The 26610-nt window shown below is 70.4% G+C and carries 12 protein-coding genes; 9 read left to right on the forward strand and 3 right to left on the reverse strand.

What is annotated here, in order from left to right; genetic code table 11:
- On the reverse strand, positions 1-1225 hold a 1225-nt coding region (locus tag RSA25_RS07170), incomplete at its 3' end, for a Rho termination factor N-terminal domain-containing protein (protein WP_332808215.1).
- Between the two features lie 224 nt (positions 1226-1449).
- Entirely contained in the window at positions 1450-1779 is a 330-nt protein-coding gene (gene trxA / locus RSA25_RS07175; RefSeq protein WP_019183509.1) for a thioredoxin TrxA, read from the reverse strand.
- 544 nt (positions 1780-2323) lie between these two features.
- Between trxA and rhlB the strand changes: the two genes are divergently transcribed.
- The 5 genes from rhlB (at position 2324) to ung (ending at position 7365) form a co-directional block, all read left to right on the forward strand.
- Entirely contained in the window at positions 2324-4066 is a 1743-nt protein-coding gene (gene rhlB, locus RSA25_RS07180; protein WP_332808216.1) for an ATP-dependent RNA helicase RhlB, read from the forward strand.
- Positions 4067-4177: 111 nt separating this feature from the next.
- Positions 4178-4864, forward strand: coding sequence for a cell division ATP-binding protein FtsE (ftsE, locus tag RSA25_RS07185; protein WP_332808217.1), 687 nt, complete (start codon positions 4178-4180; stop codon positions 4862-4864).
- Complete coding sequence (gene ftsX, locus RSA25_RS07190) at positions 4861-5811, forward strand: permease-like cell division protein FtsX (protein WP_332808218.1); 951 nt, start codon at positions 4861-4863, stop codon at positions 5809-5811. The genes ftsE and ftsX overlap by 4 nt, the downstream gene beginning before the upstream one ends.
- 7 nt (positions 5812-5818) lie before the next feature.
- A complete protein-coding gene (locus tag RSA25_RS07195) occupies positions 5819-6661 on the forward strand; it encodes a response regulator (protein ID WP_332808219.1) in 843 nt (280 codons plus the stop codon).
- Complete coding sequence (gene ung / locus RSA25_RS07200; protein WP_332808220.1) at positions 6658-7365, forward strand: uracil-DNA glycosylase; 708 nt, start codon at positions 6658-6660, stop codon at positions 7363-7365. Before RSA25_RS07195 ends, ung begins: the two co-directional genes overlap by 4 nt.
- A gap of 40 nt (positions 7366-7405) precedes the next feature.
- On the opposite strand, the gene RSA25_RS07205 is transcribed toward ung, so the two are convergent.
- Positions 7406-7771 carry a helix-turn-helix transcriptional regulator gene (locus tag RSA25_RS07205; protein ID WP_332808221.1) on the reverse strand — a complete coding sequence of 122 codons (366 nt, stop codon included), beginning with the start codon at positions 7769-7771 and terminating at the stop codon, positions 7406-7408.
- A 332-nt stretch (positions 7772-8103) separates the two neighbouring features.
- Between RSA25_RS07205 and RSA25_RS07210 the strand changes: the two genes are divergently transcribed.
- From RSA25_RS07210 to RSA25_RS07225, 4 genes are all read left to right on the forward strand, one after another.
- On the forward strand, positions 8104-10242 hold the full coding sequence (locus RSA25_RS07210; protein WP_332808222.1) for a hypothetical protein: 2139 nt from the start codon (positions 8104-8106) through the stop codon (positions 10240-10242).
- 143 nt (positions 10243-10385) lie between these two features.
- Positions 10386-22664 carry an Ig-like domain-containing protein gene (locus tag RSA25_RS07215; protein ID WP_332808223.1) on the forward strand — a complete coding sequence of 4093 codons (12279 nt, stop codon included), beginning with the start codon at positions 10386-10388 and terminating at the stop codon, positions 22662-22664.
- Position 22665: 1 nt separating this feature from the next.
- The gene (locus RSA25_RS07220; RefSeq protein WP_332808224.1) at positions 22666-26367 is read left to right on the forward strand and encodes a TonB-dependent receptor; all 3702 of its coding nucleotides are present in this window, start codon (positions 22666-22668) and stop codon (positions 26365-26367) included.
- A gap of 62 nt (positions 26368-26429) precedes the next feature.
- Positions 26430-26610: hypothetical protein (locus tag RSA25_RS07225; protein WP_332808225.1), on the forward strand; the 181-nt coding region annotated here is incomplete at its 3' end.

Here is a 26610-nt window from a genome sequence, read left to right on the forward strand (position 1 = left end):
CCGGCTCGTCGAAGGTGGAACTGATGACTTCGCCGCGCACGGTGCGCTGCATTTCCGTCACTTCTTCCGGGCGCTCATCGATCAGCAGCACGATCATGTGCACGTCAGGATGATTGGTGGTGATGGCCGTGGCCACCTGCTGCATCATCATCGTCTTGCCGGCCTTCGGCGGGGACACGATCAGCGCACGCTGACCCTTGCCCTGCGGTGCCATCAGATCCAGGATGCGGCCGGTGATGTCTTCGGACGAGCCATTGCCGCGCTCCAGCGTGAAACGCTTGCGCGGGAACAGCGGCGTCAGGTTCTCGAACAGCACCTTGTTCTTGGACGCTTCCAGCGGCTCACCGTTGATGGTGTCCACGATGGACAGCGCGAAGTAGCGCTCGCCGTCCTTGGGGAAGCGGATGCGGCCGGACAGGTGGTCGCCGGTGCGCAGGTTGAAGCGGCGGATCTGGCTGGGCGAAATGTAGGTATCGTCCGGGCCGGCCAGGTAGCTGGCCTCGGCGGCACGCAGGAAACCGAAGCCGTCCGGCAGGATTTCCAGCACGCCGTCGGCGGCCACGCCGTCGCCATGGCGGGTGAGCACCTTGAGCAGGGCGAAGATCACGTCCTGCTTGCGGGCACGCGCCACGCCCTCGGAAATCTGCAGCTGCTCGGCGATGTCCAGCAGCTTCTGCGCCGGCATGCGCTTGAGGTCGCTCAGCGAATAGACCGGGAAGCCCTCGGGCACGTTGGCGTGCTGGCTGCGCACGAACGGCTGCTGTTCGCCGCCATCCTGCGGCATGCCGTCATCGTTGTAGCGGTCGCCACCGCCACGGTTGCGGTCACGGTCGCGGCGATTGCGGAAGCGGTCGCGGCGGTTGCCCTGGCCTTGGCCCTGGTTCTGGCCTTGGCCCTGCTGGTACGGGTTCTGCCCGCCCTTGGCGTTGGGGTTGTTGCCGCCCTGGTTGCGCTGGCCACCGTCGCCGGTGTCCTGCTGGGCGCCACCCTGGGCCGACGAGGCGTCGCCGCCCGAGGCGGTCGGCGCCTGCTGGGCGGGTGCCGACGGGGCGGCCACCGGCGCCGGCGCGTCAGGCGCGGCAGCCAGGGGCAGGGCGGGTTGTGCGGGGGGAGAACCGGCGTCGGCAGCAGAGCTGGCGGCGGCCTTGGCGACGCGCGGCTTGCGCACGCGCTTCTCGGCGGGCGCGTCGGCGCTCCCGGGTTCGGAAGTAGTGATATCGGACAAGTGCTGGATTCCTCGCTAGAAGGTGCGAGCGCCCGGCAGGGCGGCGAACGTTGGGAAAGGGATTCTGGAAAGAACGTCGTCCAGAAGATGCGGCGCGCGAATGCGGCCGGATGCTGCCGACACTAACACCGGCTCGCGGCGGCGCGCAAGCCGGGTGGGGCAGGGGCATTCATGCGGGCGCAGGGCCCGCGGGGCAGCCGACCGGGGCCGGCTGCCTGCTGCGATCAGGCCAGGGCCTTGTCCAGCATGCCGGCCAGCTGGGCCTTGCCGACCGCGCCGATCTGCTGCGCCTGGACTTCGCCGTCCTTGAACACCAGCAGCATCGGGATCGAGCGCACGTGGTACTTGGCGGCCAGGGCGCGGTTCTGGTCCACGTTGACCTTGGCGATCTTGGCGCGGCCGTTGTAGGCGTCGGCCAGCTCGTCCAGGGCCGGGGCGATCATCTTGCACGGGCCACACCACTCGGCCCAGAAATCGACCAGGACCGGTTCCTTGGAGTTCAGCACTGCGCTATCGAAGTCGGCATCGCCGACATGTACAACCTTGTCGCTCATCTTGGTTTCTCGTCTGGAAATGCACCCGGCCGGGCCGGAGGAGGTTGAATTTGGACGTCACCGGGCGGTGTCGTCCGCGTCTGCTGCCTCGTGGCCGCGTCGGCGGCCAGCGGTGCGCCAGGTGGATGCCTGGTCGCTCACGGCGGGCAGTGTACCCCTATCGCCGTGGGCGGGCAGGTGCCGGCTGGAACCAAGCATCCTGTGACTGGCGTCGCGCTTCAAGCGGGCTCGCAAGGCCGATATGCGGCCGCACAAGGCGACGATCCAGCCGGCCGGCGGTGCCTGTTCAACCGCCAGCAGGCAGCGTGAGGCCGGGGAAAAGACGGTCCCGGGCGGGGCGGCGAGGGCTCGTCTCAATCAGTCCTGCGACGCCGATCCCCGGTTTGGCGCCGACATTGCGCTAAACTGGGTCACTGTGCGGTGCCCGCAGACCTGATGGTCCGGCCCCGCCGATCCCGGCGCAGGGCCCGCAATGGCGACGGTGCCCCCAAGATTGCAAGCCTCCCGCGCACCGCTGCCGGGCCGGCCTTACCAAGACGGACACATGAGCGACAAACCGCTGACCGATTTGACCTTCTCCTCCTTCGAGCTGCATCCGGCCCTGCAGGCCGGCCTTGAAGGAGCCGGATTCACCCGCTGCACGCCCATCCAGGCGCTGACCCTGCCGGTCGCCCTGCCCGGTGGCGACGTCGCCGGCCAGGCCCAGACCGGCACCGGCAAGACGCTGGCCTTCCTGGTGGCGGTGGTGAACCGCCTGCTGACGCGTCCGGCCCTGGCCGACCGCAAGCCGGAAGACCCGCGCGCGCTGATCCTGGCCCCCACCCGCGAGCTGGCCATCCAGATCCACAAGGATGCGGTCAAGTTCGGTTCGGACCTGGGCCTGCGCTTCGCGCTGGTCTACGGCGGGGTGGACTATGACAAGCAGCGCGAGATCCTGCAGCAGGGCGTGGACGTGATCATCGCCACCCCCGGCCGCCTGATCGACTACGTCAAGCAGCACAAGGTGGTCTCGCTGCACGCCTGCGAAATCTGCGTGCTCGACGAAGCCGACCGCATGTTCGACCTGGGCTTCATCAAGGACATCCGCTTCCTGCTGCGCCGCATGCCCGAGCGCACCACCCGGCAGACCCTGCTGTTCAGCGCCACGCTCAGCCACCGCGTGCTGGAGCTGGCCTATGAGCACATGAACGAGCCGCAGAAGCTGGTGGTGGAAAGCGAGTCGATCACCGCCGCGCGCGTGCGCCAGCGCATCTACTTCCCGGCCGACGAAGAGAAGATCCCGCTGCTGCTGGGCCTGCTGTCGCGCAGCGAAGGCGCGCGCACCATGGTCTTCGTCAATACCAAGGTGTTCGTCGAGCGCGTGGCCCGTTCGCTGGAAAAGGCCGGCTACCGCGTCGGCGTGCTGTCCGGCGACGTGCCGCAGAAGAAGCGCGAGAGCCTGCTCAACCGCTTCCAGAAGGGCCAGCTGGAAATCCTGGTGGCCACCGACGTGGCCGCCCGCGGCCTGCACATCGACGGCATCAAGTACGTCTACAACTACGACCTGCCCTTCGACGCCGAAGACTACGTGCACCGCATCGGCCGCACCGCGCGCCTGGGCGAAGAGGGCGATGCGATCAGCTTCGCCTGCGAGCGCTATGCGATGGGCCTGCCGGACATCGAGGCGTACATCGAGCAGAAGATCCCGGTCGAGGCGGTCACCAGCGAGATCCTGACCGCGCTGCCGCGCCCCGAGCGCGCGCCGGCGGCCCCGGGTGAGGAAGGCGAAGAAAACGAAAGCGTCGGCCAGATCTTCCGCGAGGCACGCGAAGCGCGTGCGGCCGAGGAAGAGCGCCGTGGCGGCGGCCGCAGCGGTGGCCGTTCCGGCCCGGGTGCAGGCAGCCGCGGTGGCCGCGATGGCGAGCGCAGTGGTGAACGCCGCCCGCGTCCGCCGCGCAAGCCGCGCGTGGAAGGCGAGCAGGTGGCGGCCGCAGCCGTGGACGGCGCCGAGGCCGTGGCCATGGCCGCGCCCGTGCAGGCACCGCGCCCGCCGCATGCCGAGGCGGCGGTCGAGGCCGGCCCAGACGGTGAGCGCAAGCCGCGCAAGCGTCGTCGCCGCCGCAACGGCCGCCCGGTGGAAGGCGCCGAGGGCGCCACTGCCGCCACCGGCAATGGCAATGGCAGCGCCACGGTCACCCCGGTGCAGGTCGCGGCCAAGCCGATGCGCGGCACGCCGGCGGCCGACCCGAGCGCGTCCTTCCTGACCCGCATCGGCCGCAAGATCCGCCGGATGCTGTCCGGTTCGTAAGACGCAGGTAGCACCCGACCGTGGGTCGGGTGGCATGCCCGGCGTGCCGACCCACGGTCGGCACCTACCCCCCACCTGCACGCCGCCACCTGCGTCCTGCATAATCGGGGGATGAGCGTCCTGCGTTTTGACAATGTCAGCAAACAATATGCCGGCGGCCACCAGGCACTGGTGGACGTCAGCTTCGATGTCGCGCCCGGGGAAATGCTGTTCGTCACCGGTCACTCCGGCGCCGGCAAGAGCACCCTGCTGAAGTTGATCCACCTCGACGAGCGGCCCAGCCGCGGCGCGGTGATCTTCGATGAGCGCAACCTGCTCAAGGTTCGCGGCGGCAACATCCCGCGGCATCGGCGCGAGGTGGGCGCGGTCTACCAGGACCACCGCCTGCTGATGGACCGCAGCATCGCCGAGAACGTGGCGCTGCCGCTGATCCTGCGCGGCACCCGGCGCGCGGACATCGGCAAGCGGGTGCGCTCGGTGCTTGAACGCATGGGCCTGGGCCATCGCGAAAAAGCCTTGCCCTCGCAGCTGTCGGCCGGTGAGCAGCAGCGCGTGGGCATCGCCCGCGCGATCGTGAGCGAACCCAAGCTGCTGGTCGCCGACGAACCCACCGGCAACCTGGACCCCACCCTGGCGGCGGAGATCATGGCCTTGTTTGCCGAGCTGCCCGAGCGCGGCACCAGCGTGCTGGTGGTCAGCCACGACCTGGCGCTGCTGCGCCACATGCGCAAACGCGTGCTGATCCTGGACCACGGCAAGCTGATCGACGACATCTCCCCGCAGGACCTGGCCGAATGAGCGCGCCCGTCAACAAGGACGCCGTGGCGCCGTCGCGGCTGGGCGTGTGGCTGCATCACCATGGCCACAGCGTGGTGTTCAGCCTGGGCCGTGCCTGGCGCAAGCCGTGGGCCACGCTGTTGACCATCATGGTGATGGCGATGGCCCTGGCCCTGCCGCTGGGCCTGTCGATCGCCTTGGACAACCTCAAGCATTTCGCCGGCAGCGTGCAGCAGTCGCGCGACATCAACCTGTTCCTGAAGACCGAAGTGGCCGCGGCTGCCGCCGGGCAGGTGGCCGATTCGCTGCGCGGCCGTGCCGACGTGGCCAACGTCACCGTGCAGACCCCCGAGCAGGGCCTGGCCGAGCTGCGCGACGGCGCCGGGCTGGGCGAGGCCATCGATGCGCTGCAGGACAACCCGCTGCCCACGCTGTTGATCGTCACGCCCAAGGCCGGCGCCGACGATGCGCGCCTGGCGCAGTCGCTGGAAGGCCTGCCACAGGCCGACCTGGTGCAGCACGACGCGCTGTGGCGCAAGCGCCTGGATGCCTGGCTGGGCTTCGGCTCGCGGCTGGTGCAGGTGCTGTCGGTGCTGCTGGGCCTGGGCGCGGCGCTGGTGGTGGGCAACACCGTCCGGCTGGACATCCAGGCGCGGCGCGAGGAGATCGGCGTGCTGCAGCTGCTCGGCGCCAGCGACGGCTTCATCCGCCGCCCGTTCCTGTACCTGGGCGCCTGGTATGGCCTGGGCGCCGGGGCGGTGGCGCTGGGCCTGATCGGGGTGGCCGGGCTGGCGCTGCGCCCGCCGCTGGCCGCGCTGTCGGAAAGTTATGCCAGCCCGTTCGTGCTGCATGGGCTGGACCTGCTGCATTCATCGTTCGTGCTGGTCGGCACCGTGGTGCTGGGCTGGCTGGGCGCGTGGTTGGTGACGGGGCATTTCCTGCGCCAGACCCGACCGACCGAAACCTGAGGCCCGCATGCGCCCGCAAGCCCTGAAGCACCTGGTCGACGACGCACCGCGCGTGATGGTCGTCGATGGCTCCAAGCTGGTCCGCAAGTTGATTGCCGATGTGCTGCAACGCGAACTGCCGGCGGTGGAGGTGGTGGGCTGCGCCAGCATCGAAGAGGCGCGCCGCGCGCTGGAAGCCGGGCCGGTGAGCCTGGTGACCACCTCGCTCACGCTCAGCGACGGCGACGGGCTGGCGCTGGCGCGGCTGGTCCGCGAGACCGCCGGGCAGGCCTACGTGCCGGTGATCGTGGTCTCCGGCGATGCACAGCAGCACCTGGAGCAGCGCCGCTTCACCGAGTACGTCACCGACTACTTCGACAAGGCGCTGGGCCATGAGGCGCTGGCGACCTTCATCCGCGGCTACGTGCAGCCGGAGACGATTCCCGGCGCCACCATCCTGTATGTCGAGGACAGCCGCGTGGTGGCCGAGGCGACCAAGCGGATGCTCGAGCGCCAGAGCCTGCGCGTGCTGCACGTGATGACCGCCGAAGAGGCCTTCGCGCTGCTCACCGCCGAATCGCTGGGCCGCAGCAGCCACCGCATCGACCTGGTGCTCACCGACGTCACCCTCAAGGGCGAACTCAGTGGCCGCGACGTGGTGGAGCGGGTGCGCGTGGACTTCGGTTATGGCAAGCGCCGCCTGCCGGTGCTGGTGATGACCGGCGATGGCAACCCGCACAACCAGTCCGGGCTGCTGCAGGCCGGTGCCAACGACCTGGTGCAGAAACCCATCGAAGAACGCCTGCTGGTGACCAAGGTGCTGTTCCAGCTGCGCCTGGCGCGACTCAACGACAAACCCGTGGTGCGATGAACGACGAGGCAACCCCGGCCATCCAGCTCGAGCCGAGCTGGAAGGCCCGTATCGGCGACTGGCTGCTGCGCCCGGAGATGCGCGAGCTCTCCGGCTTCCTGCGCCAGCGCAAGGCGGCCGGCGCCCAGGTGTATCCGCCAGGGCCGCAGATCTTCGCCGCCTTCGACGCCACGCCGTTCGAGCAGGTCAAGGTGGTGATCCTGGGCCAGGACCCCTACCACGGGCCCGGCCAGGCCCACGGGTTGAGTTTCTCGGTGATGCCCGGGGTGCCGGTGCCGCCCTCGCTGCTCAACATGTACAAGGAAATCGAGGCCGACCTGGGCATCCCGCGGCCGGACCACGGCTGCCTGCTGCCGTGGGCGCAACAGGGCGTGCTGCTGCTCAATGCGGTGCTGACCGTGGAAGCGGGGCAGGCCGGTGCGCACCAGAAGCGCGGCTGGGAAGGCTTCACCGACCACGTGGTGGACACCCTCAACCGCGAGCGCGAGGGGCTGGTGTTCATGCTGTGGGGCAGCTACGCGCAGCAGAAAGGCAAGGTGATCGACACCGGCCGGCATCGCGTGCTGAAGGCGCCGCATCCCTCGCCGCTGTCGGCGCACCGCGGCTTCCTGGGCTGCCAGCACTTTTCGATGGCCAATGCCTACCTGGAACGCCGCGGGCAGGCACCCATCAACTGGGCACTGCCGCCGCGCGCAGCGCTGTAGCGCTCGCCGCCCCGGCGACCGGCGTCGGCCAGCCGCGCGTTCAGTCGTTCAGCATTTCCATGATCGCGCGGGCCACCTGGCGCTTGCGTGCCGGCATGCGCCGCAACAGCGACAGGATCTCGGTTTCCTGCACGGTCCGCGCCGCTTCCACGGGCAGTTGCTCGGGCAGCGGCAGCTCGACGCCATCCTCCGGCCGGCCGGGGCCGCGCCCGGTCGCCAGCCATTCAAAATAGACTTGCGTCACAATTGCGATGCAGGCAAGGTGTTGCACGCTTGGGAATGTGCCGCCTTCGCGCTCCCATTGCGCCACGGCACTGCGGCGGACGCCGGTTTCCAACGCCAACCGGGACTGCGATAGGCCAGCCGTCAGTCGGGCTCGCCGGATTCTGTCGCACATGGCTCGCATTTACTGCCCCCTTTCCCTGTTCGGTAAGTGCTGCTTCCCTGAAAGCGATTCTTTTGCTGCCTGTACAGAAGCGCTTTCCCTTACGGCTGCTGCAAGGGTAATGCTCCGACGCCGGCCCGCCAGCAAGCGCCACTGTCCGTCATTTTCACGCCGTCTTGTTTGACGGAATTTCGTTACCCCGCATTAATCGTACCGAACCGGACATAAACGCATTCCCGAGCGGGAAACGGCACCGGCAGGGTTCGATCAGAACGGCGATGGAGTAAATCCATCGCCACGGTCGGTTTCTGCCCAAAAACGGCGGAGACGCACGTATGGTTAATGTGAAAGGCGTGAAAGATTCGTCATTGCGTTGGCAGGCGCTGGTGCTGCTGGCGCTGCTGGCGGTGCTTTCATGCCTGGGCCGGGCACAGGCGCAATCGGCCTGTACCGCCGGCGCCTGCGTCAGTGCCGGTCCCCGCCTGGCCTCGGTGGACTCCACCCAGAGCCCGGTGCTCAACCTGCTGTTCGGCGCCCTGCTGCCGGGCACCAGCCTCAACCTCAGCGTGGCCGACTGGAACAACCTGGCCGGCGCCAACCTCAACCTCAACGCCCTGCTGACCCAGCTCAACGGCGGGGTGGTGGTGAGCGACCCCAGCCAGGTGCTCAACACCAACATCAGCCTGGGCCAGCTGCGCGCGGCGATGGTGCAGGTGCTGCAGGCCGACAACCAGACCGCCGCGGCCAACGTGCTCAACGCACTGCCGCTGGGCGTGGCCGGGGTGACCGGCAGCATCCGCCTGGCCGACATCCTGCAGATCGCGCTGCCCACCGGCTCGCTGGCCACGGTGCGGCTGAACGTGCTGGACCTGCTCACCGGCGGCGTGCAGCTCTACAACTTCCGCAACGTGCTCACCACGCCCACGCCGATCACGGTCAACACCGCCGCGGTGGGCCTCAACGGCGTGGCCAACGTGCGCCTGTGGGCGCAGGTGATCGAGCCGCCGGTCTACAACTGCGGCACGGTGGGGGCGGCGTTCCACAGTGCGGCCATCCGCATCAAGCTGGACCTGGACCTGGTGCAGGGCCTGAACACCGGCACGCTGAGCGCGGCGCTGAACGGACTCAATCTGCTCGGGGTGTCGCTTTCCAACACCAGCATCAGCGCCGATGTATTGCACCTGCAGCTGTATGCCGACGTGGCGCGCGCGGAGGGCTCGATCTCGGCGGTGAACCTGGTGGGCAACGCGGTCACGCTGCAGGCGCGGCCTGGCCTGGTGAATCTTTACGTGGGCCAGATCAGCGACGCCACCTTCTTCAACCGCAGCACGGTGCTGACCGACACCGCGCTCACCGCCGCCACGCTGACCTCGCTGAGCGTGCGCGTGCGGGTGGCAGCCAACATCCTGGGCCTGGTCACCCCGATCGCGGACATCAACATCCCGCTGACCGTCAGCGTGCGCAGCTACGCCACCGCCACGCCGGGGCTGCAGAGTGCCAGCTTCACCGGCCCCTATCCGCAGACCCGCACCCTGACCGCCGGCACGGTGAGCGCGGCGACCATGGTCTCCACCCTGGTCAACTCGCTCAACATCCAGGTCACCAGCGGCAATCCCACCGTGACCCTGCTGGGCGGCATCGCGCTGCCCCTGCCGGTGGCCGACCTGGTCAACGGCATCGTCAATACGCTGCTCACCCCGCTGCGCAGTGCGGTCAACGCGTTGGTGACGCCGGTCCTGACGGCGGTGCTGGGCGGGCTGGTGGACAACCTGCTGGCGCTGCTGGGCATCCGCGTCGGGCAGGCGGTGTTCACCGTGGAAGGCATTACCCAGGCCTGCGCGGCCACGCTGCAGCTGGTCAAGGACCTGCAGCCGACCAGCGACACCGGCCGCTTCAACCTGTCCATCACCTACAACGGCAGCACGGTGGGGTCGGCCAGCAACGTGGGCAACAACGGCGCCACCGCAGCGGTGATCACCGTGCCGGGCGGCAGTTACGCGCTGGCCGAAGCGGCGGCAGCGGGCACCACGCTCACCCGCTATGCCAGCAGCTGGCAATGCACCGACCAGAACAACGCCGTGGTGTCCTCCGGTACCGGCGGCAGCTTCACCCTGCAGGCGCCGGCGATGACCGCCACCGCGGTGACGCTGGTGTGCCGGATCACCAACCGCACGCGCCAGGCCGACCTGTCGATCACCAAGACCGACGGCAGCGGCAGCTATACGCCGGGCGGCACGGCCACCTACACGCTGGTGGTGCGCAACGACGGCCCGGACGCGGTCACCAATGCGGTGGTCGCCGACACCCTGCCCAACGGCACCACCCTGCGCGGCGCATGGACCTGCAGCGCCAGCAGTGGCAGTACCTGCGCGGCGGCCAGTGGCGGCGCGGTGGGCGGCAACGCGGTCAGCGTGGGCGTGAACCTGGTCAATGGCGGGCAGGCCACGATCAGCGTGCCGGTCAGTTTCAGCAGTAATCCCGGCGCGTACTAGCGCCGGGAGCAGCGTGGATGGCGCCGGGTCCGCCAGGCGCGGGGATGGAATGGACCACCGCGGCCGGACGCTCCCATGCAGGGGCAATGGCCGCTTTCGAGGATGAGCGCATGGCAGCAACCGGCACGCACCGCAGGACAGGGATGGCTTCGGCCAGCATCGCGTATGCGATGGCCCTGTTGGCCTTGCTGCTGCCGCCGCCGCTGCTGGCGCAGAGCTACCCCAACCCGCTCAACAACACCGCCACGGTCACCGCGCCCACCGACATCGCCGACCCCGCACCGGGCAACAACAGCGCCACCGATACCAATGCGCTGGCGCTGCAGGCGCAGCTGAGCGTGACCAAGACGCTGCTCAGCGCCACGCCGGTCGCGGCGGGCGGGGCGGTGCAGTACCGCATCCAGGTCAACAATGCCGGGCCGTCGGTGGCCTCGGCGGTGGCGGTGGTCGACAACGTCTCGCCGCTGCTGACCAACGTGACCTGGACCTGCCAGGGCGCGACCGCCGGCTCCGGCTGCGCGCAGGCCAGCGGCACCGGCAACGCGATCAACGTGCAGGTCAACGTGGCCGTCGGCGACAACGTGGTGCTGCTGGTCAATGGCACCGCGCCCACCAGCACCCCGGCCACGGTACCGGCCAACAGCGTCACGCTGATCCTGCCCACCGGCACCACCGATCCCACCCCCGGCGACAACAGCGCCACCACCCCGGCCGTGCCGGTGCAGGCCAATGCGCTGGTGGCCAACAACGATGCGTTCGCCACGGCGATCGGCTCGGCCACCGGTGGCACCACGCCCACCGTGCTGGCCAACGACACCCTCAACGGCGCGCCGGTCAACGGCGCCAACCTGATCATCGCGCTGCAGAACGCACCCGCCGGCTTCACCATCAACAGCGCGGGCGTGATCAGCGTACCGGCCGGTGCGACGGCCGGCGCCACCTCGCTCACCTACCGGATCTGCGAAAACGCCTCGCCGGCCAACTGCGCCACCGCCACGGCCAGCGTCATCATCGCGCCCACCGCGGTCAACGACAGCTTCAACGCCACCGGCGGCAGCCCGAGCCTGGCCGGCAACGTGGGCGCCAACGACAACGCGCCGGCCGGCGCGGTGTTCAGCGCCACCGGCACCCCGCCGGCGGGGCTGGCCGTCAACGCCGATGGCAGCTTCACCTACGCGCCGGCCGGTGGCATCACCGCCGGCACCACCTTCCAGTACCAGGTCTGCCTGCCGGCCCCCAACGGCACCGCGTGCGCCACCGGCACCGCCACGATCGTGGTCAATGCCAACGTGCTCGCCGCGGCCGACGATGTGTTCGCCACGCCGATTCCGCCCGGCACCGGTGGCCTCACCCCGGGCGTGCTGGGCAATGACACCGTCAACGGCGGCCCGGTGCCGCAGGCGCAGGTCACGCTGAGCCTGGTGGGCGCGCCGAGTGGCTTTGCGATCAACGGCAACGGCACCCTCCAGGTGCCCGCCACGGCCGCGGCCGGCCCGTTGACACTGACGTACCGCTTCTGCGAGAACGCGCTGCCGGGCAACTGCGCAACGGCCACCGCCACCCTGCTGGTGAGCCCGGATGCGGTCAACGACACCGTCACCACCCCGGGCGGCGGGCAGCCGGCCACCGGCAGCCTGGCCGTCAATGACAACATCGCCAGCGGCTCGGCCTATTCGCTGGTCACCGCGCCCACGCGCGGCAACGTGGTCCTCAACGCCAACGGTGCCTTCACCTACACCCCGACCAACGCCAGCACGGGCCCGGACAGCTTCATCTACCAGGTCTGCCTGCCCGCGCCGAACACGACCGTCTGCGATACCGCCACGGTCAGCGTGAACGTGCAGGCCAACCAGATCAACGCCGTGAACGATGTGTTCGCCACGCCGCTGCAGCCGGGCACCACCACCACCCTCAGCCTGCTCGGCAACGACACGCTCAACGGTGCCACGGTGGTGCCGGGCACGGTGACCCTCACCCTCGTCGGTGCCCCGGCCAATTACGCTGCCAACGCGGCCGGCCAGCTGGTCATCCCGGGCGGTGCGGTGGCCGGCGCGGTGGCCTTCAGCTACCAGATCTGCGAACAGGCCGCGCCCGCCAACTGCGCCACGGGCAACGTGCAGCTGGTGGTGGCCCCGGATGCGGTCGACGACACCTTCGCGGCCACCGCCGGCGTCGTGCTGGCCGGCAGCGTGGCCGGCAATGACAACCCACCGAGCGGCGCGGCGTTCAGCCTGCTTGCGGTGGCCGCGCATGGCACGGTCACGCTCAATGCCGATGGCACCTTCAACTACACCGCGCAGTCGGCGTATACCGGGCCGGATAGCTTCCGCTACCAGGTGTGCCTGCCGGCGCCCAACAGCGGCGTGTGCGATGCGGCCACCGCCACCGTCAACGTCAGCGCGGCGCTGATCACCGCGGCCAACGACAACTTCACCGGTACGCCGTTGACCGGCGCCGGTGGCCTGACCGCCAGCGTGCTCGACAACGACCGCCTCAATGGCGTGGCGATCGTGCCGGCACAGGTCACCCTGTCGCTGATCAATGCACCGCCGGCCGGCTACACGCTCGAGCCCAACGGCCAGCTGCTGGTGCCGGCCGGTGCGCCGGCCGGGCCGGTCAGCCTCACCTACCAGGTGTGCCAGGCCGGCACCAGCAACTGCGCCTCGGCCGGCATCGCGGTGGTGATCGCACCCGATGCGGTGGCCGATGCCTACACCACCCAGGTGGCCACGCCGGTCAGCGGCAACGTGGCGGTGAACGACAACGTGGCGGTAGGCACCACCTTCGCCACCACCGGTGCGATCCCGACCGGGCTGGTGTTCAACCCCGATGGCAGCTTCACCTATACGCCAGCGGCGCAGTTCACCGGCACCAGCACCTTCACCTACCAGGCCTGCCTGGCCGCGCCGTTGTCCAGCGTCTGCGATACCGCCACGGTCACCCTCAACGTCAATGCCGGCACGCTGGTCGCCAACGACGATGACTTCCGCGGCGCGATCCTCAACCCGGCCACCGGTGGCACCACCAACAGCGTGCTGGGCAATGACACCATCAACGGCGCGATTCCGCCGGCGCCGGCGCAGGTGGTGCTGAGCCTGGTCGGCGCACCGGCCGGCTACGTCATCAACGGCAACGGCACCCTGTCCATTCCGGCGGGCGCGGCGGCCGGTTCGGTCACCTTCGCCTACCAGTTGTGCGAAGCGGCGCTGCCGGGCAATTGCGATACCGGCACGGTGCGCCTGCTGCTGGCACCGGTGGCGGTCAACGACACCTTCAGCACGCAGGTGGGCGTGGCCCTGAGCGGCAGCGTGGCCGGCAACGACAACGTGCCGGCGGGCGCCGGCTTCAGCCTCAGTGGCGCGGCCCCGGCCGGGCTGGTGTTCAATCCCAATGGCAGCTTCACCTACACCCCGCCGGTGGCCACCCAGGGCGCGGTGACCTTCGCCTACCAGGCCTGCCTGCCCGCACCGGACAGCGCGGTCTGCGCCGGCGCCACGGTCACCCTCAACGTCAACGCCGGCACCCTGGTCGCCAACGACGATGACTTCCGGGCCACGCCGATCAACCCGGCCACCGGCGGCAGCACCGGGTCGGTGCTGGGCAATGACAGCCTCAACGGCACGGTGCCGCCGGCCTCGGCCGACGTGCTGCTCAGCCTGGTCGGCGCGCCGGCCGGTTACACCCTGCTGGCCGACGGCACGCTGGCCATCGCCAGCGACGTGGCGGCCGGTGCGGTGACGCTCACCTACCAGCTGTGCGAAGCGGCGCTGCCGAGCAACTGCGACTCGGCGCAGATCAGCCTGGTGGTTGCGCCGGCCGCGGCCGCCGACGTGTTTTCCACCCCGGCCGGACAGCTGTTGGCCGGCAGCGTGGGCAGCAACGACAACGTGCCCACCGGCGCGGTGTTCCGGCTCACCGGCACCGCGCCGGCCGGGCTGCAGTTCGGCACCGACGGCGCGTTCCTGTACACCCCGCCGGCGGGCTTCACCGGGCCGGTGGCGTTCACCTACGAGGTCTGCCTGCCCGCGCCGGACAGCGCGCAGTGCGCCAGCGCCGCGGCCACCATCAACGTCAACGCCGGCACCCTGGTGGCGCTGGACGACGACTTCAGCGGCACTCCGCTGGCGCCCGGCGGCGGCGCCGTGATCAGCGTGCTGGCCAACGACACCCTGGACGGTGCCACCCCGCCGGCCGCGGCCAGCGTGATCCTCAGCCTGGTCGGCGCGCCGGCCGGGTACGGCCTGGATGCCAACGGCCTGCTGCAGGTGCCCGCCGGGGCAACCGGCGGCGCCACGGTGTTGACCTACCAGGTGTGCGAAGCGGTGCTGCCCAGCAACTGCGCCAGCGCCACCATCCGCCTGGTGGTCACCCCCTCGGCCAGCAACGACGCCTTCTCCACGGCGGCGGGGCAGGCGCTCAACGGCAACGTGGGCGACAACGACAACGTGCCGGCCGGTGCGGTGTTCAGCGTGACCGGCACCCCGCCGGCCGGGCTGTCGTTCAATGCCTCGGGCAGCTTCAGCTATGTGCCGCCGGTGGGCGTGGTCACGCCGGTGAGCTTCACCTACCAGGTCTGCCTGCCCGCGCCGAACGCGGCGCTGTGCGCCTCGGCCAGCGCCAGCATCGCCATCACCGTGGGCACGCTGGCGGCCAACAACGATGACTTCACCAGCACGCCGATCAATCCGGTCAGCGGTGGCAGCACCGCCTCGGTGCTGGGCAACGATTCGCTCAACGGCGCCACGCCGCCGGCGCAGGCCGACGTGCGGCTGTCGCTGGTGGGCGCACCGGCCGGGGTCGGGATCGGTGCCGACGGTGCGGTGACGGTGGCCGCTGGCACGCCCGCCGGTGCTGCCAGCCTCACCTACCAGCTGTGCGAAGCGGCGGCGCCGGGCAACTGCGCCACCGCCACGGTCCGCCTGGTGGTCGCCCCGTCCGCGGTGGACGATGCGCTGTCCACGCCGGCCGGCCAGGCGCTCAACAGCAGCGTCGCCAGCAACGACAACGTGCCGGCCGCCGCGGTCTATACCGTGGTGGGCACCGCGCCGACCGGGCTGGTGCTGGCCCCCGATGGCAGCTTCGTGTTCACCCCGCAGGCCGGTTTCAGCGGCGCGGTGAGCTTCGCCTACCAGGCGTGCCTGCCGGCACCGGATGCCGGCGTGTGCGCCACCGCCAACGCCACCCTCAACGTCAACAGCGGCACGCTGGTGGCGGTCGATGACACGGTCGCCACGCCGCTGGCCCCGGGGGCCTCCACGCCCTCGGTGCTGCTCAACGACACCCTCAACGGGGCCACGCCGCTGCCGACGGAGGTGGTGCTGTCGCTGGTCGGCGCGCCCACCGGGTTCGTGATCGCCGCCGATGGCACCGTCAGCGTGGCCGCCGGCACGGCCGCCGGTGCCACCACGCTCACCTACCAGGTCTGCGAGGCCGCCGCGTCCAGCAACTGCGCCACCGCCAGCATCGCGCTGGTGGTCGCCCCGGCGCCGGCCAATGATGCCTTCACCGTGCAGGCCGGGCAGACGCTCAGCGGCAACGTGTCGGGCAACGACAACATGCCGATCGGCGCGCTCTACACGCTGCAGGGCACGCCGCCGGCAGGGGTGACCTTCGCCGCCGATGGCAGCTTCACATACGCCCCGCCCGCCGGCACCACCAGCCCGGCCAGCTTCGTCTACCAGGCCTGCCTGCCGGCGCCCAACGGCGCGGTGTGCGGCACGGCCACGGCCACGTTGAACATCAACAACGGCCTGCTGGTGCCGGCCGACGACAGCTTCGGCGCGATCGCGCCCGGTGCCGGCACGCCCAGCGTGCTGGGCAACGATGCCCTCAACGGGGTCAGCCCGCCGGCCGCGGCCAGCGTGACGCTGTCGCTGGTCGGTGCGCCGGCCGGCTTCACGCTCAATCCCAACGGCACCCTGGGCGTGGCCGCCAACGCCCCCACGGGCGCCATCGTGCTGGTCTACCAGATCTGCGAAACCGCGGCGGCCAACAACTGCGCCACCGCCAACATCGCGCTGGTGGTGCGCCCGGCGCCGGTCGACGACGTGATCGCGGTGCAGTCCGGGCAGGCCAACACCGGCAACGTGTCGGGCAACGACAACATGCCGGCCGGCGCCACCTGGAGCGTGGCATCGCCGCCGCAGGGCCTGGCCTTCAACAGCAATGGCAGCTTCACCTACACCCCGCCGGCCGGCACCATCGGCCCGGTCACCTTCGCCTACCAGGCCTGCCTGCCGGCACCGGATGCCGGCGTGTGCGGCACGGCCACGGCCACCTTGAACATCAGCGTGAACGCGGTGGTGGCCAACGACGATACCTTCGCCGCGCCGGTCAGCGTGGGCGCGGCCACGCCCAGCGTGCTGACCAACGATGCGCTCAACGGCGTGACCCCGCCGGCCCCGGCCAGCGTGCAGCTGCTGCTGGTCGGCGCGCCGGCCGGCTATGTGATCAACAACGACGGCACCGTGCAGGTGCCGGCCGGGGTCACCGCCGGCGCCACGGTGCTGACCTACCAGCTGTGCGAGACGGCCTCGCCGACCAACTGCGCCACCGCGGCGATCCGCTTCGTGGTCACCCCGATGCCGCAGAACGATGCCTTCGCCGTGCAGGCCGGCGGCACGATCGCCAACGGCAGCGTGGCCACCAACGACAGCCTGCCGGCCGGGTCGAGCTGGGCGGTGCAGGGCACGCCGCCGGCCGGGCTGGTGTTCAACCCGAATGGCAGTTTCAGCTACACCCCGCCGGTGGGAACCGCCGGCGCGGTCACCTTTACCTACCAGGCCTGTCTGCCCGCGCCCAACGCCGGCGTGTGCGGCCTGGCCACGGCCACGGTGAACGTCAACCTGGGCACCCTGGTGGCTGGCGATGACAGCTTCGTGGGCATCGCGCCGGGAGCCACCACGCCGAGCGTGCTGAACAACGATGCGCTCAACGCCACCACGCCGCCGCCGCCGGGCAGCGTGCAGCTGAGCCTGGTCGGTGCACCGGCCGGTTACAGCATCGCCGCCGACGGCACCATCACCGTGCCGGCCGCCGCCACCTCCGGCGCAGGCGCGCTTACCTACCAGATCTGCGAAACCGCCGCGCCGACCAACTGCGATACCGCCACGGTCTCGCTGGTGATCGCGCCTGCGCCGCAGGACGATGCCTACGCGGTGCAGGTGGGCGGCACGATCAGCAATGGCAACGTGGGCGCCAACGACAACCTGCCCGCCGGTGCCACCTGGGCGGTGCAGGGCGCCTCGCCGGCCGGCCTGGCCTTCAACCCCGATGGCACGTTCACCTACACCCCGCCGCTGGGCACGCCCAGCCCGGTGAGCTTCACCTACCTGGCCTGCCTGCCGGCCCCCAACGCCGCGCTGTGCAGCACCGCCACGGTCACCCTCAACATCAATACCGGTTCGCTGGTCGCCGCCGATGACACCCTCGGCGCGGTCGCGGCCGGCGCCACCACCGGCACCAGCGTGCTGGCCAACGACACCCTCAATGCGGTCACCCCGCCGTTGCCGGGCGATGTGCTGCTGAGCCTGGTGGGTGCACCGGCAGGCTTCACCCTCAACCCGACGGGCACCCTCGGCGTGGCCGGCGGCGTGGTCGCCGGCAGCACCACGCTCACCTACCAGATCTGCGAAGCGGCCGCGCCGACCAACTGCGATACCGCCAGTGTCACGGTCGTGGTGAGCCCGACGCCGCAGGACGATACCTTCACCGTGCAGGCCGGGCAGACGCTGTCCAACAGCGTGGCCGGCAACGACAACCTGCCGGCCGGGGCGACGTTCACCGTGCAGGGTGCGCTGCCGGCGGGCCTGGTGTTCACCCCGGATGGCAGCTTCACCTACACGCCGCTGGCTGGCACGCCCAGCCCGGTCGCCTTCACCTACCAGGCCTGCCTGCCGGCGCCGGCATCGCTGTGCGCCACCGCCAACGTCACCCTCAACATCGCCAACGGCTCGCTGCTGGCCGGCAACGACACGCTCAGCGGCGTGGCACCGGGCACCACCTCGGCTGCCAGCGTGCTGGCCAACGACAGCCTCAACGGCGTCTCGCCGCCGCCCGCGGCCAGCGTCGTGCTCAGCCTGGTCGGCGCCCCGGGCGGGTTTGCGATCACGCCCAGCGGCACCGTCTCGGTCGCCACCGGCGTCGATGCTGGGCCGACCACGCTCACCTACCAGGTCTGCGAGGCGGCCGCGCCGGGCAACTGCGCCACCGCCAGCGTCACCGTGATCGTCAGCCCGACGCCGCAGAACGACGCGTTCTCGGTGCAGGCCGGGCAGAGCCTGAGCAACAGCGTGGCCGGCAACGACAACATGCCGGCCGGCTCGACCTGGGCGGTGCAGGGCATGCCGCCGGCGGGGCTGGTGTTCAATCCCGATGGCAGCTTCACCTACACCCCGCCGGTGGGCGCGGTCTCGCCGGTGGGCTTCACCTACCAGGTGTGCCTGCCCGCGCCGAACAACAGCCTGTGCGCCACGGCCACGGCGGCCCTGAACATCAACAACGGCACCCTGAGCGCAGGCGATGACAGCCTGGTCGGCGTGCTGCCCGGGGCCACCACCGGCACCAGCGTGCTGGCCAACGACAGCCTCAACGGCGTTTCCCCGCCGGCCGCCGCCGATGTGATCCTCAGCCTGGTCGGCGCACCGGGTGGCTTCACCCTCAATCCCGATGGCACCGTCAGCGTGGGCAGCGGCGTGGTCGCCGGGCCGACCACGATCACCTACCAGGTCTGCGAAGCGGCCGCGCCGGCCAACTGCGATACCGCCAGCGTCACCGTGGTGGTGACCCCGGCACCGCAGAACGATGCCTTCGCCGTGCAGGCCGGGCAGACCCTGGCCGGCACCGTGGCGGCCAACGACAACACCCCGCCGGGCGCGCGCTTCACCCTGCAGGACACCGCGCCGGCCGGCCTGGTGTTCAACCTGGATGGCAGCTTCACCTACGCCCCGGCGGTGGGCGTGACCGGCCCGGTCAGCGTGGCCTACCAGGTCTGCCTGCCGGCCCCGAATGCGGCCCTGTGCGGTCGGGCGATCGTCACCGTCAACATCAACAACGGCCAGCTGGTGGCCGGCGATGACACGCTCACCGGCGTCGCCCCGGGCGCCACCTCCGCTGCCAGCGTGCTGGCCAACGACAGCCTCAACGGCGTCTCCCCGCCGGCCCCGGGCGACGTGGTGCTGAGCCTGGTCGGCGCGCCGGCCGGCTTCAGCATCGGCACCGACGGGCGCATCAGCGTGCCTGCCGGCGTCACCTCCGGCGCGACCGCCATCACCTACCAGATCTGCGAAGCCGCCGCGCCGGCCAACTGCGATACCGCCAGCGTCACCGTGGTGGTGAGCCCGGCCCCGCAGAACGATGCCTTCTCGGTGCAGGTGGGGCAGACCCTGGCCAACAGCGTGGCCGGCAACGACAACATGCCGGTTGCCGCGCGCTACACCGTGCAGGGGGCCACGCCGCCCGGGCTGTCGCTGGCCGACACCGGCGCGTTCACCTACGCCCCGCCGCCGGGCAGCCCCAGCCCGGTCAGCTTCACCTACCAGGCGTGCCTGCCGGCGCCGTATGCGTCCAGCTGCGGCACCGCCACGGTCACGATCAACATCAACAACGGCACCTTGGTGGCCGGCGATGACGTGCTCACCAACGTGGTGCCCGGCGGCACGTCGTCCACCAGCGTGCTGGCCAATGACCGCCTCAACGGGGTCAGCCCGCCGCCGCCGGCCGATGTGATCCTGAGCCTGGTCGGCGCGCCGGCGGGGATCACGATCAATCCCGACGGCACGATCAGCGTGGGCACCGGCGCCGCCTCCGGCGCCACGACGATCACCTACCAGATCTGCGAAGCGGCCGCGCCGGGCAACTGCGCCACCGCCAGCGTGACCGTGGTGATCACCCCGGCCCCGCAGAACGACACCTTCCCGGCCCCGGCCGGGCGCCCGACCACCGGCAACGTGGGCAGCAACGACAACGTGCCGCCCGGCGCGCTGTTCACCCTCGTCGGGGGCGCGGTGCCGGGGTTGGTCTTCAATGCGGACGGCAGCTTCAGCTACACCCCGCCGTCGGGCACCGCCGGCCCGGTCGGCTTCACCTACCAGGTGTGCCTGCCGGCGCCGTACAGCGCGCAGTGCGGCACAGCCAGCGTCACGCTCACCCTGACCGGCTCGGCCAACGTGGTGCTGGCGGTCAACGACGACTTCACCAGCACCCCGGTGGACCCGACCGTGGGCGGCACCATCGCCGGCTCGGTGCTGGACAACGACAGCTACAACGGCGTTGCCCCGCCACCGGTGGGCAGCGTGATCGCCACCCTCACCGGCAGCACGCCGGGCTACACGCTCAACAACCAGGGCCAGATCATGGTCGCCGCCGGCGTGCAGGCCGGCCAGGTGCAGCTGGCCTACCAGCTGTGCGAGAACGGCGTGCCGACCAACTGCACCACCGCCATCGCCATCGTGCGCGTGCAGGGCGCGGTGGGTGCCCTGCTGGCGGTGGACGACAGCGGCGGGCCGGTGGGTCCGGACGGGCGCACGCGCCTGCTGAACGTGTTTGCCAATGACACCTTCAATAGCGCCGCACTCGATCCCACCCAGGTGACGTTCGCGCCGGTGGCCACCGCCGCGCTGACCTTCAGTGCCGACGGCTGGGTGGACGTGGCGGCCGGGCTGGCCCCCGGCACCTACACCACCACCTACACGCTGTGCCTGCTCAACCAGCCCACGGTCTGCGATACCGGCACCGTGAGCGTGACGGTCATCGGCGCCGAACCCGGCGTGGATGCCGAGGACGACCAGGTGCAGTTGCCGCAGGACGGGGTGATCGAGATCGACGTGCTCGGCAACGACCGCGTCAACGGCACGCCGATCGATCCGGACACGGTCACGGTCACCATCACCGCGCCGCCGCCGTATGGCACGGCCACGGTGCTGCCGCGCGCCCGCATCCGCTTCGCCGCCCTGGCCAACTTCGCCGGCGCGCAGCGTTTCGACTACCAGGTCTGCGACATCGCCGACCCGGCCATGTGTGCCTCGGCCACGGTGACGGTCACCGTCGAGGCCAACGTGCTGACCCTGGCCGATGATGCGGTCACCGCCGAGACCAGCGGGCCGCTGACCATCGACGTGCTGGCCAACGATGCGGCCCGCACCGCGCCGCTGGATCGCGCCTCGCTGCAGGTGGTCGGTGCCCCGGCGCATGGCAGCGCGCAATGCAGCAACGGCCTGTGCACCTATACGCCGGCCGCCAACTTCGCCGGCACCGACAGCTTCCGCTACCGCGTGTGCGATGTGTCCATCCCGGTGCCGCTGTGCGCCGAGGCCAACGTCGCGGTCACCGTGGCCGGCCAGCAGGCCGTGCTGCGCCTGACCAAGGTGGCGGCCAAGCGCAGCGCGCAGATCGGCGACCTGGTGCGCTACACCGTCACCATCGACAACGTGGGCGAGGTCGATGCCAACGGCGCCACGCTGCTGGATACGCTGCCGCCGGGCTTCACCTTCGTGCGCGGCGGGTTCGCGGTGCGCGATGCGGACAACGATGCACGCACCAGCGGCGTGCAGCCGCTGCGCATCGATGGCATCGACGTGCCGGTGGGCGAGCGCGCCACGGTGGTGTACTACCTGCGCGTCGGCGCGGGCACCGGCACCGGCGTGCACACCAACCGCATCACCGCCATCGACGGTGAGAACCGCAGCATCGGCAACGTGGCCTCGGCCGAGGTGGACATCACCACCGATCCGCTGCTGGATGAGAGCCTGATCATCGGCAGCGTGTTCGACGACCGCAACGGCAACGGCATCCAGGACGAGGGCGAACGCGGCATCCCCGGCGTGCGCGTGGCGGCGGTGGAAGGCCTGCTGATGGAGACCGACGCGTTCGGCCGCTACCACCTGGTCGGCATCCCCGGTGGCCAGGCGCGCGGGCGCAACTTCATCCTCAAGGTCGATCCGGCCACGCTGCCAGGCGGCGCGCTGTTCACCACGCCCAATCCGCTGGTCCGCCGCATCACGCCCGGATTGCCGGCCCGCTTCGACTTCGGCGTGCGCCTGCCCGATGGCACCTTGGGCACAGTCGAGGCGCAACCGGCACCGCCGGCGCGACCGGCGCGGATCGAACTGGGTCAGGCCCTGTTCGCCCCCGGCAGCACGCAACTGGCCGCCGACCGTGGGCCGGTGCTGGACAAGGCCGCCCAGGCGCTGGTCGAACGCGGTGGCGGGCGCTTGCGGCTCACCGCCACGGCCGGCCAGGCAGCCCTGGCCGAGCAACGCGCCCAGGCCGTGCAGGCCGCGTTGCAGCCGCGCGTGCCGGCGGCCGTGGCGGCCGCGACCACCATCGAGGTGGTGGCCGCCGATGGCCGCGTGCTGCACCACCTGCCACTGGACGCACCGCCTGCGCCGCCTGGCGCCGATCCCACCCGCAGGGAGGGGCGCTGACATGAGGAAGACCATCCTGAGCCCGACCATCGCCGCGAGCACCGCGCCGACCCGCCGCACCGCCTGCCTGGCCGCCGCCCTGCTGCTGATCGTGGCACCGGCCCTGGCCCAGCCACCGTCGCCGGCCACCCCGCCGGCCCCGATCCGCTGCGAGGGTGACAGCTGCCGCAGCGATGACGGCCTGCTGCTGCGTATCGACCAGGACGCCGACGCCGCGCCGTTGCCGTTGCCCGGCCGGGGCGACCCGCGCGCGGCCAACACGGTGCCGCTGGCGCCGGCCAGTACCCCGGACGTAGCCGCCCCCGGTGGCCAGTTCATGGCCGAGCTGCCCAACGGCGGGGTGGTGTGGGCCACCGAAGATCCCACCATGGTGCCGCCCAGCCTGAGCGTGCAGGCCGCCGCCACGGTGCCGTTCGAGCAGGGCCGGGTGACGCGCCCGCTGCGTTTCCACAGCTACAACAACTACGCCTCGTTCATCCAGAAGCTGGAGGTGACGCTGTATCGCGGCACCGACACCGACCTGGTCACGCCGCTGGCGCGCATCGAACTGCCGGTGGACTACGTGGGCGACGCCGAGTGGAATGGCGAGCTGCCGGCGCAGATCAAGCTGCGCACTGGCGATGACCTGATCTACGTGGCGCGCGCCTACGGGGCGGGCGGGTCGTTCGATGAAACCCGCGCCCAGCGCATCCAGCTGGTCACCCCGGCCGACTTCGACCGCGGCCTGCAGGTCACCCGCGAGAACGTGCAGAAGACCCTGGGCCAGGCGCTGGATGGCGACAGCGCGCAGGACCTGCAGGTGAGCAACAGCATCTATGGGCAGAGCACGCTGCGCCTGCAGAACATCCCCATCCACGGCTCGCGCGTGCGCCTGTACGGCCGCAACCTGGAACCCAACAGCCGCGTTCGCATCAACGGCCAGGATTTCCCGGTGGACCTGGAGCAGAAGTTCGCCGCCGAGTTCCTCGAGCCGGTGGGCCAGCATCGCTACGACATGCGCGTGGAATCGCGCGATGCGCCCTCGGCACAGCGCCAGCTGGACGTGGATGTCACCGGCCGCTACCTGTTCCTGGTCGCCATCGCCGATGTGACGCTGTCAAAGAACAGCGCCAGCGGCAACGTGCAGCCGCTGGCGGCCGACGACCGCGACACCGACGGCTTCCTCAGCGAGGGGCGGCTGGCGTTCTACCTGAAGGGCAAGATGCGCGGCAAGTACCTGGTCACGGCGCAGGCCGACACCCAGGACCGCGAACTCAAGTACCTGTTCCGCGACTTCACCGAGGCCGATGCGCAGGACGTGTTCCGTCGGCTCGACCCGGACCTGTACTACCCGGTCTACGGTGATGACTCCACCACCTACCGCGACGTGGACACCCAGGGCCGGCTGTACCTGCGCCTGGACTGGGACCAGAGCCAGGCGCTGTGGGGCAACTACGCCACCGGCATCACCGGCACCGAATACGGCCAGTACGTGCGCTCGCTGTACGGCGGCGCCCTGAACTGGCGCTCGATGGCGGCCACCCCGCTGGGCGATGCGCGCTCGCAGTTGAAGCTGTTCGGCTCGGAGGCGCAGTCGGCACCCGGCCACAGCGAATTCCTCGGCACCGGCGGCAGCCTCTACTACCTTCGCCACACCGACGTGCTGCCCGGCTCGGAGCAGGTGGTGCTGGAAGTGCGCGACCGCACCACCGGCCGCACCGAAACCCGCGCCACCCTGCAGGAGGGCGTGGACTATGAGATCGACAACCTGCAGGGCCGCCTGATCCTGACCCGGCCGCTGGCCCAGTTGACCCGCGAGAACGTCCGCAGCATCACCCGCGACATGCCGCTGGATGGCTACGACCAGCTGCTGCTGGTGGATTACGAATACGTGCCGCTGGGCTTCAGCAGCGACGATGTCACCTACGGTGCGCGCGGCAAGCAGTGGATCGGCGATCACGTGGCCATCGGCGGCACCTGGATCGACGAGAACCGCAGCGGCGAAAACTACAGCCTCAAGGGCGCCGACCTCACCCTGCAGGCCGGGCGCGGCACCTACCTCAAGCTGGAGCAGACCCGCACCGACGCCACGGCTGCCCCGGTGTTCTATTCGGACAATGGCGGCTTGAGCTTCATCCGCCGCAATCCGTATGAAGGCCGGCGCTCGGGCACCGCCAGCGCGGTGGAGGCGCGGGCCAACCTGCGCGAGCTGGGCTGGACCGCGCGCGACTGGAGCCTGGGCGCCTGGTGGCGCGACGTGGACGCCGGCTTCTCGGTGGCCCGCCAGGACACCGGTCAACCCATCCAGGAATACGGCGCCGAGTTCCTCGGCTACCTCACCGACGACCTCAGCCTGTACGGCCGCCACACCCGCACCGAGCAGGGCGAACTGGCGCTGGAACAGAGCCAGCTCACCGCCGAGTGGCGGCTGGGCAACGATGGCCAGCTCACCGGCGAGCTGCGCCGCGTGCGCGAGGAACAGGCCCTGCAGGATGTGTCCGCGCTGCTGGCGGCCATCGGCTATCGCCAGCGCTTTGGTGCCTCGTGGGAGCTGTACGGCACCGGCCAGGTGACCTTGGACGATGATGGCGGCGCGTATGAGAAGAACGACCTGCTCACCCTCGGTGCGCGCTACCTGTTTGGCGATCGCAGCAGCGTGGGCGGCGAACTCAGTGGCGGCAGCCGTGGTCATGGCGGCAAGGTCGATGCCGAGTACCGCATGGCCCCCGACCACAGCCTGTACGGCAGCTACAGCTACAGCACCGACCGCACCGGCACCGACCCGCTGTTCGACACCGGCCTGCAGAGTGGCTGGACCCTGGGCCAGCGCTGGCGGCTGAGCAACCAGGTCAACGTCTACAACGAAAGCCAGTACCTCAAGGACCGGCGCCAGGACAGCGCCGGGCTGGTACACACCTTCGGCATGGACTTCTATCCGGCCCAGGGCTGGAACCTCGGCTTCACCCTGATGGACGGCGAGCTGGATTCCACCGTGGGCCGCATCGACCGCCGCGCCTACAGCGTGAGCGGCGGGCGCACCGATGCGGTGGCGCAATGGAGCAGCAAGCTGGAGTACCGTCGCGACAGCGGCGCCGAGCAGCGCGAACAGTGGGTGACCACCAACCGGCTGCTGTACAAGCTCAACGAGGACTGGCGTTTCGCGTTGCGCGCCAACTATGCCGACACCGACGACCGCATCAACCCGGTGGCCGACGCCAAGCTGGTGGAGACCAACGTCGGCTTTGCCTGGCGCCCGCACGACAACACGCGCTGGGCCGGCTTCGGCAAGTTCACCTATCTCTACGACGTGGCCTCGCTCGGCCAGGAAGGCGGCAACCTCTACGACCAGCGCTCGCAGGTGCTGTCGCTGGAGGGCATCCGCCAGCTGGGCGCGCGCTGGGAGATGGCGGCCAAGCTCGCCTCGCGCTGGGGCGACTACCGCACCGGCCGCGGCGAAGGTGCCTGGCTGGACAGCCGCGCCGACTTCGCCGCGCTGCAGCTGCGCTACCGCCTGTTCGAGAAGTGGGAGGGCCTGGCCGAGCACCGCTGGCTGAAGGTCCGCGACGGCGGCGTGCGCAAGGGCTGGCTGCTGGGCGTGGACCGCCGCGTGGGCGAGAACTTCAAGGTGGGTGTGGGCTACAACTTCACCGAATTCAGCGATGACATGACCGAGCTGCGGTATGACCAGAAGGGGTTCTTCTTGAACATGGCTGGGTATTACTAGGCGGGGGTGTTTGGGCTGACGGGTGTGGGGCTTTGGCTTCGCTGTTGTCTGGCCTGCCACGCATGGCGATCCTTGGCTTCGGCATTGTCTGGCCTGCCACGCATGGCGGTTCCGGCTTCGGCGTTGTCTGGCTTGCCACGCATGGCGTGGCACTACCGGAGATGGCGGCTTCGGCTTTGGCTTCGGTGTTGTCTGGCCTGCCACGCATGGCGGTTCCGGCTTCGGTATTGTCTGGCCTGCCAC

It is taken from the genome of Stenotrophomonas sp. (assembly GCF_036662295.1).
Taxonomy (GTDB): Bacteria; Pseudomonadota; Gammaproteobacteria; order Xanthomonadales; family Xanthomonadaceae; genus Stenotrophomonas.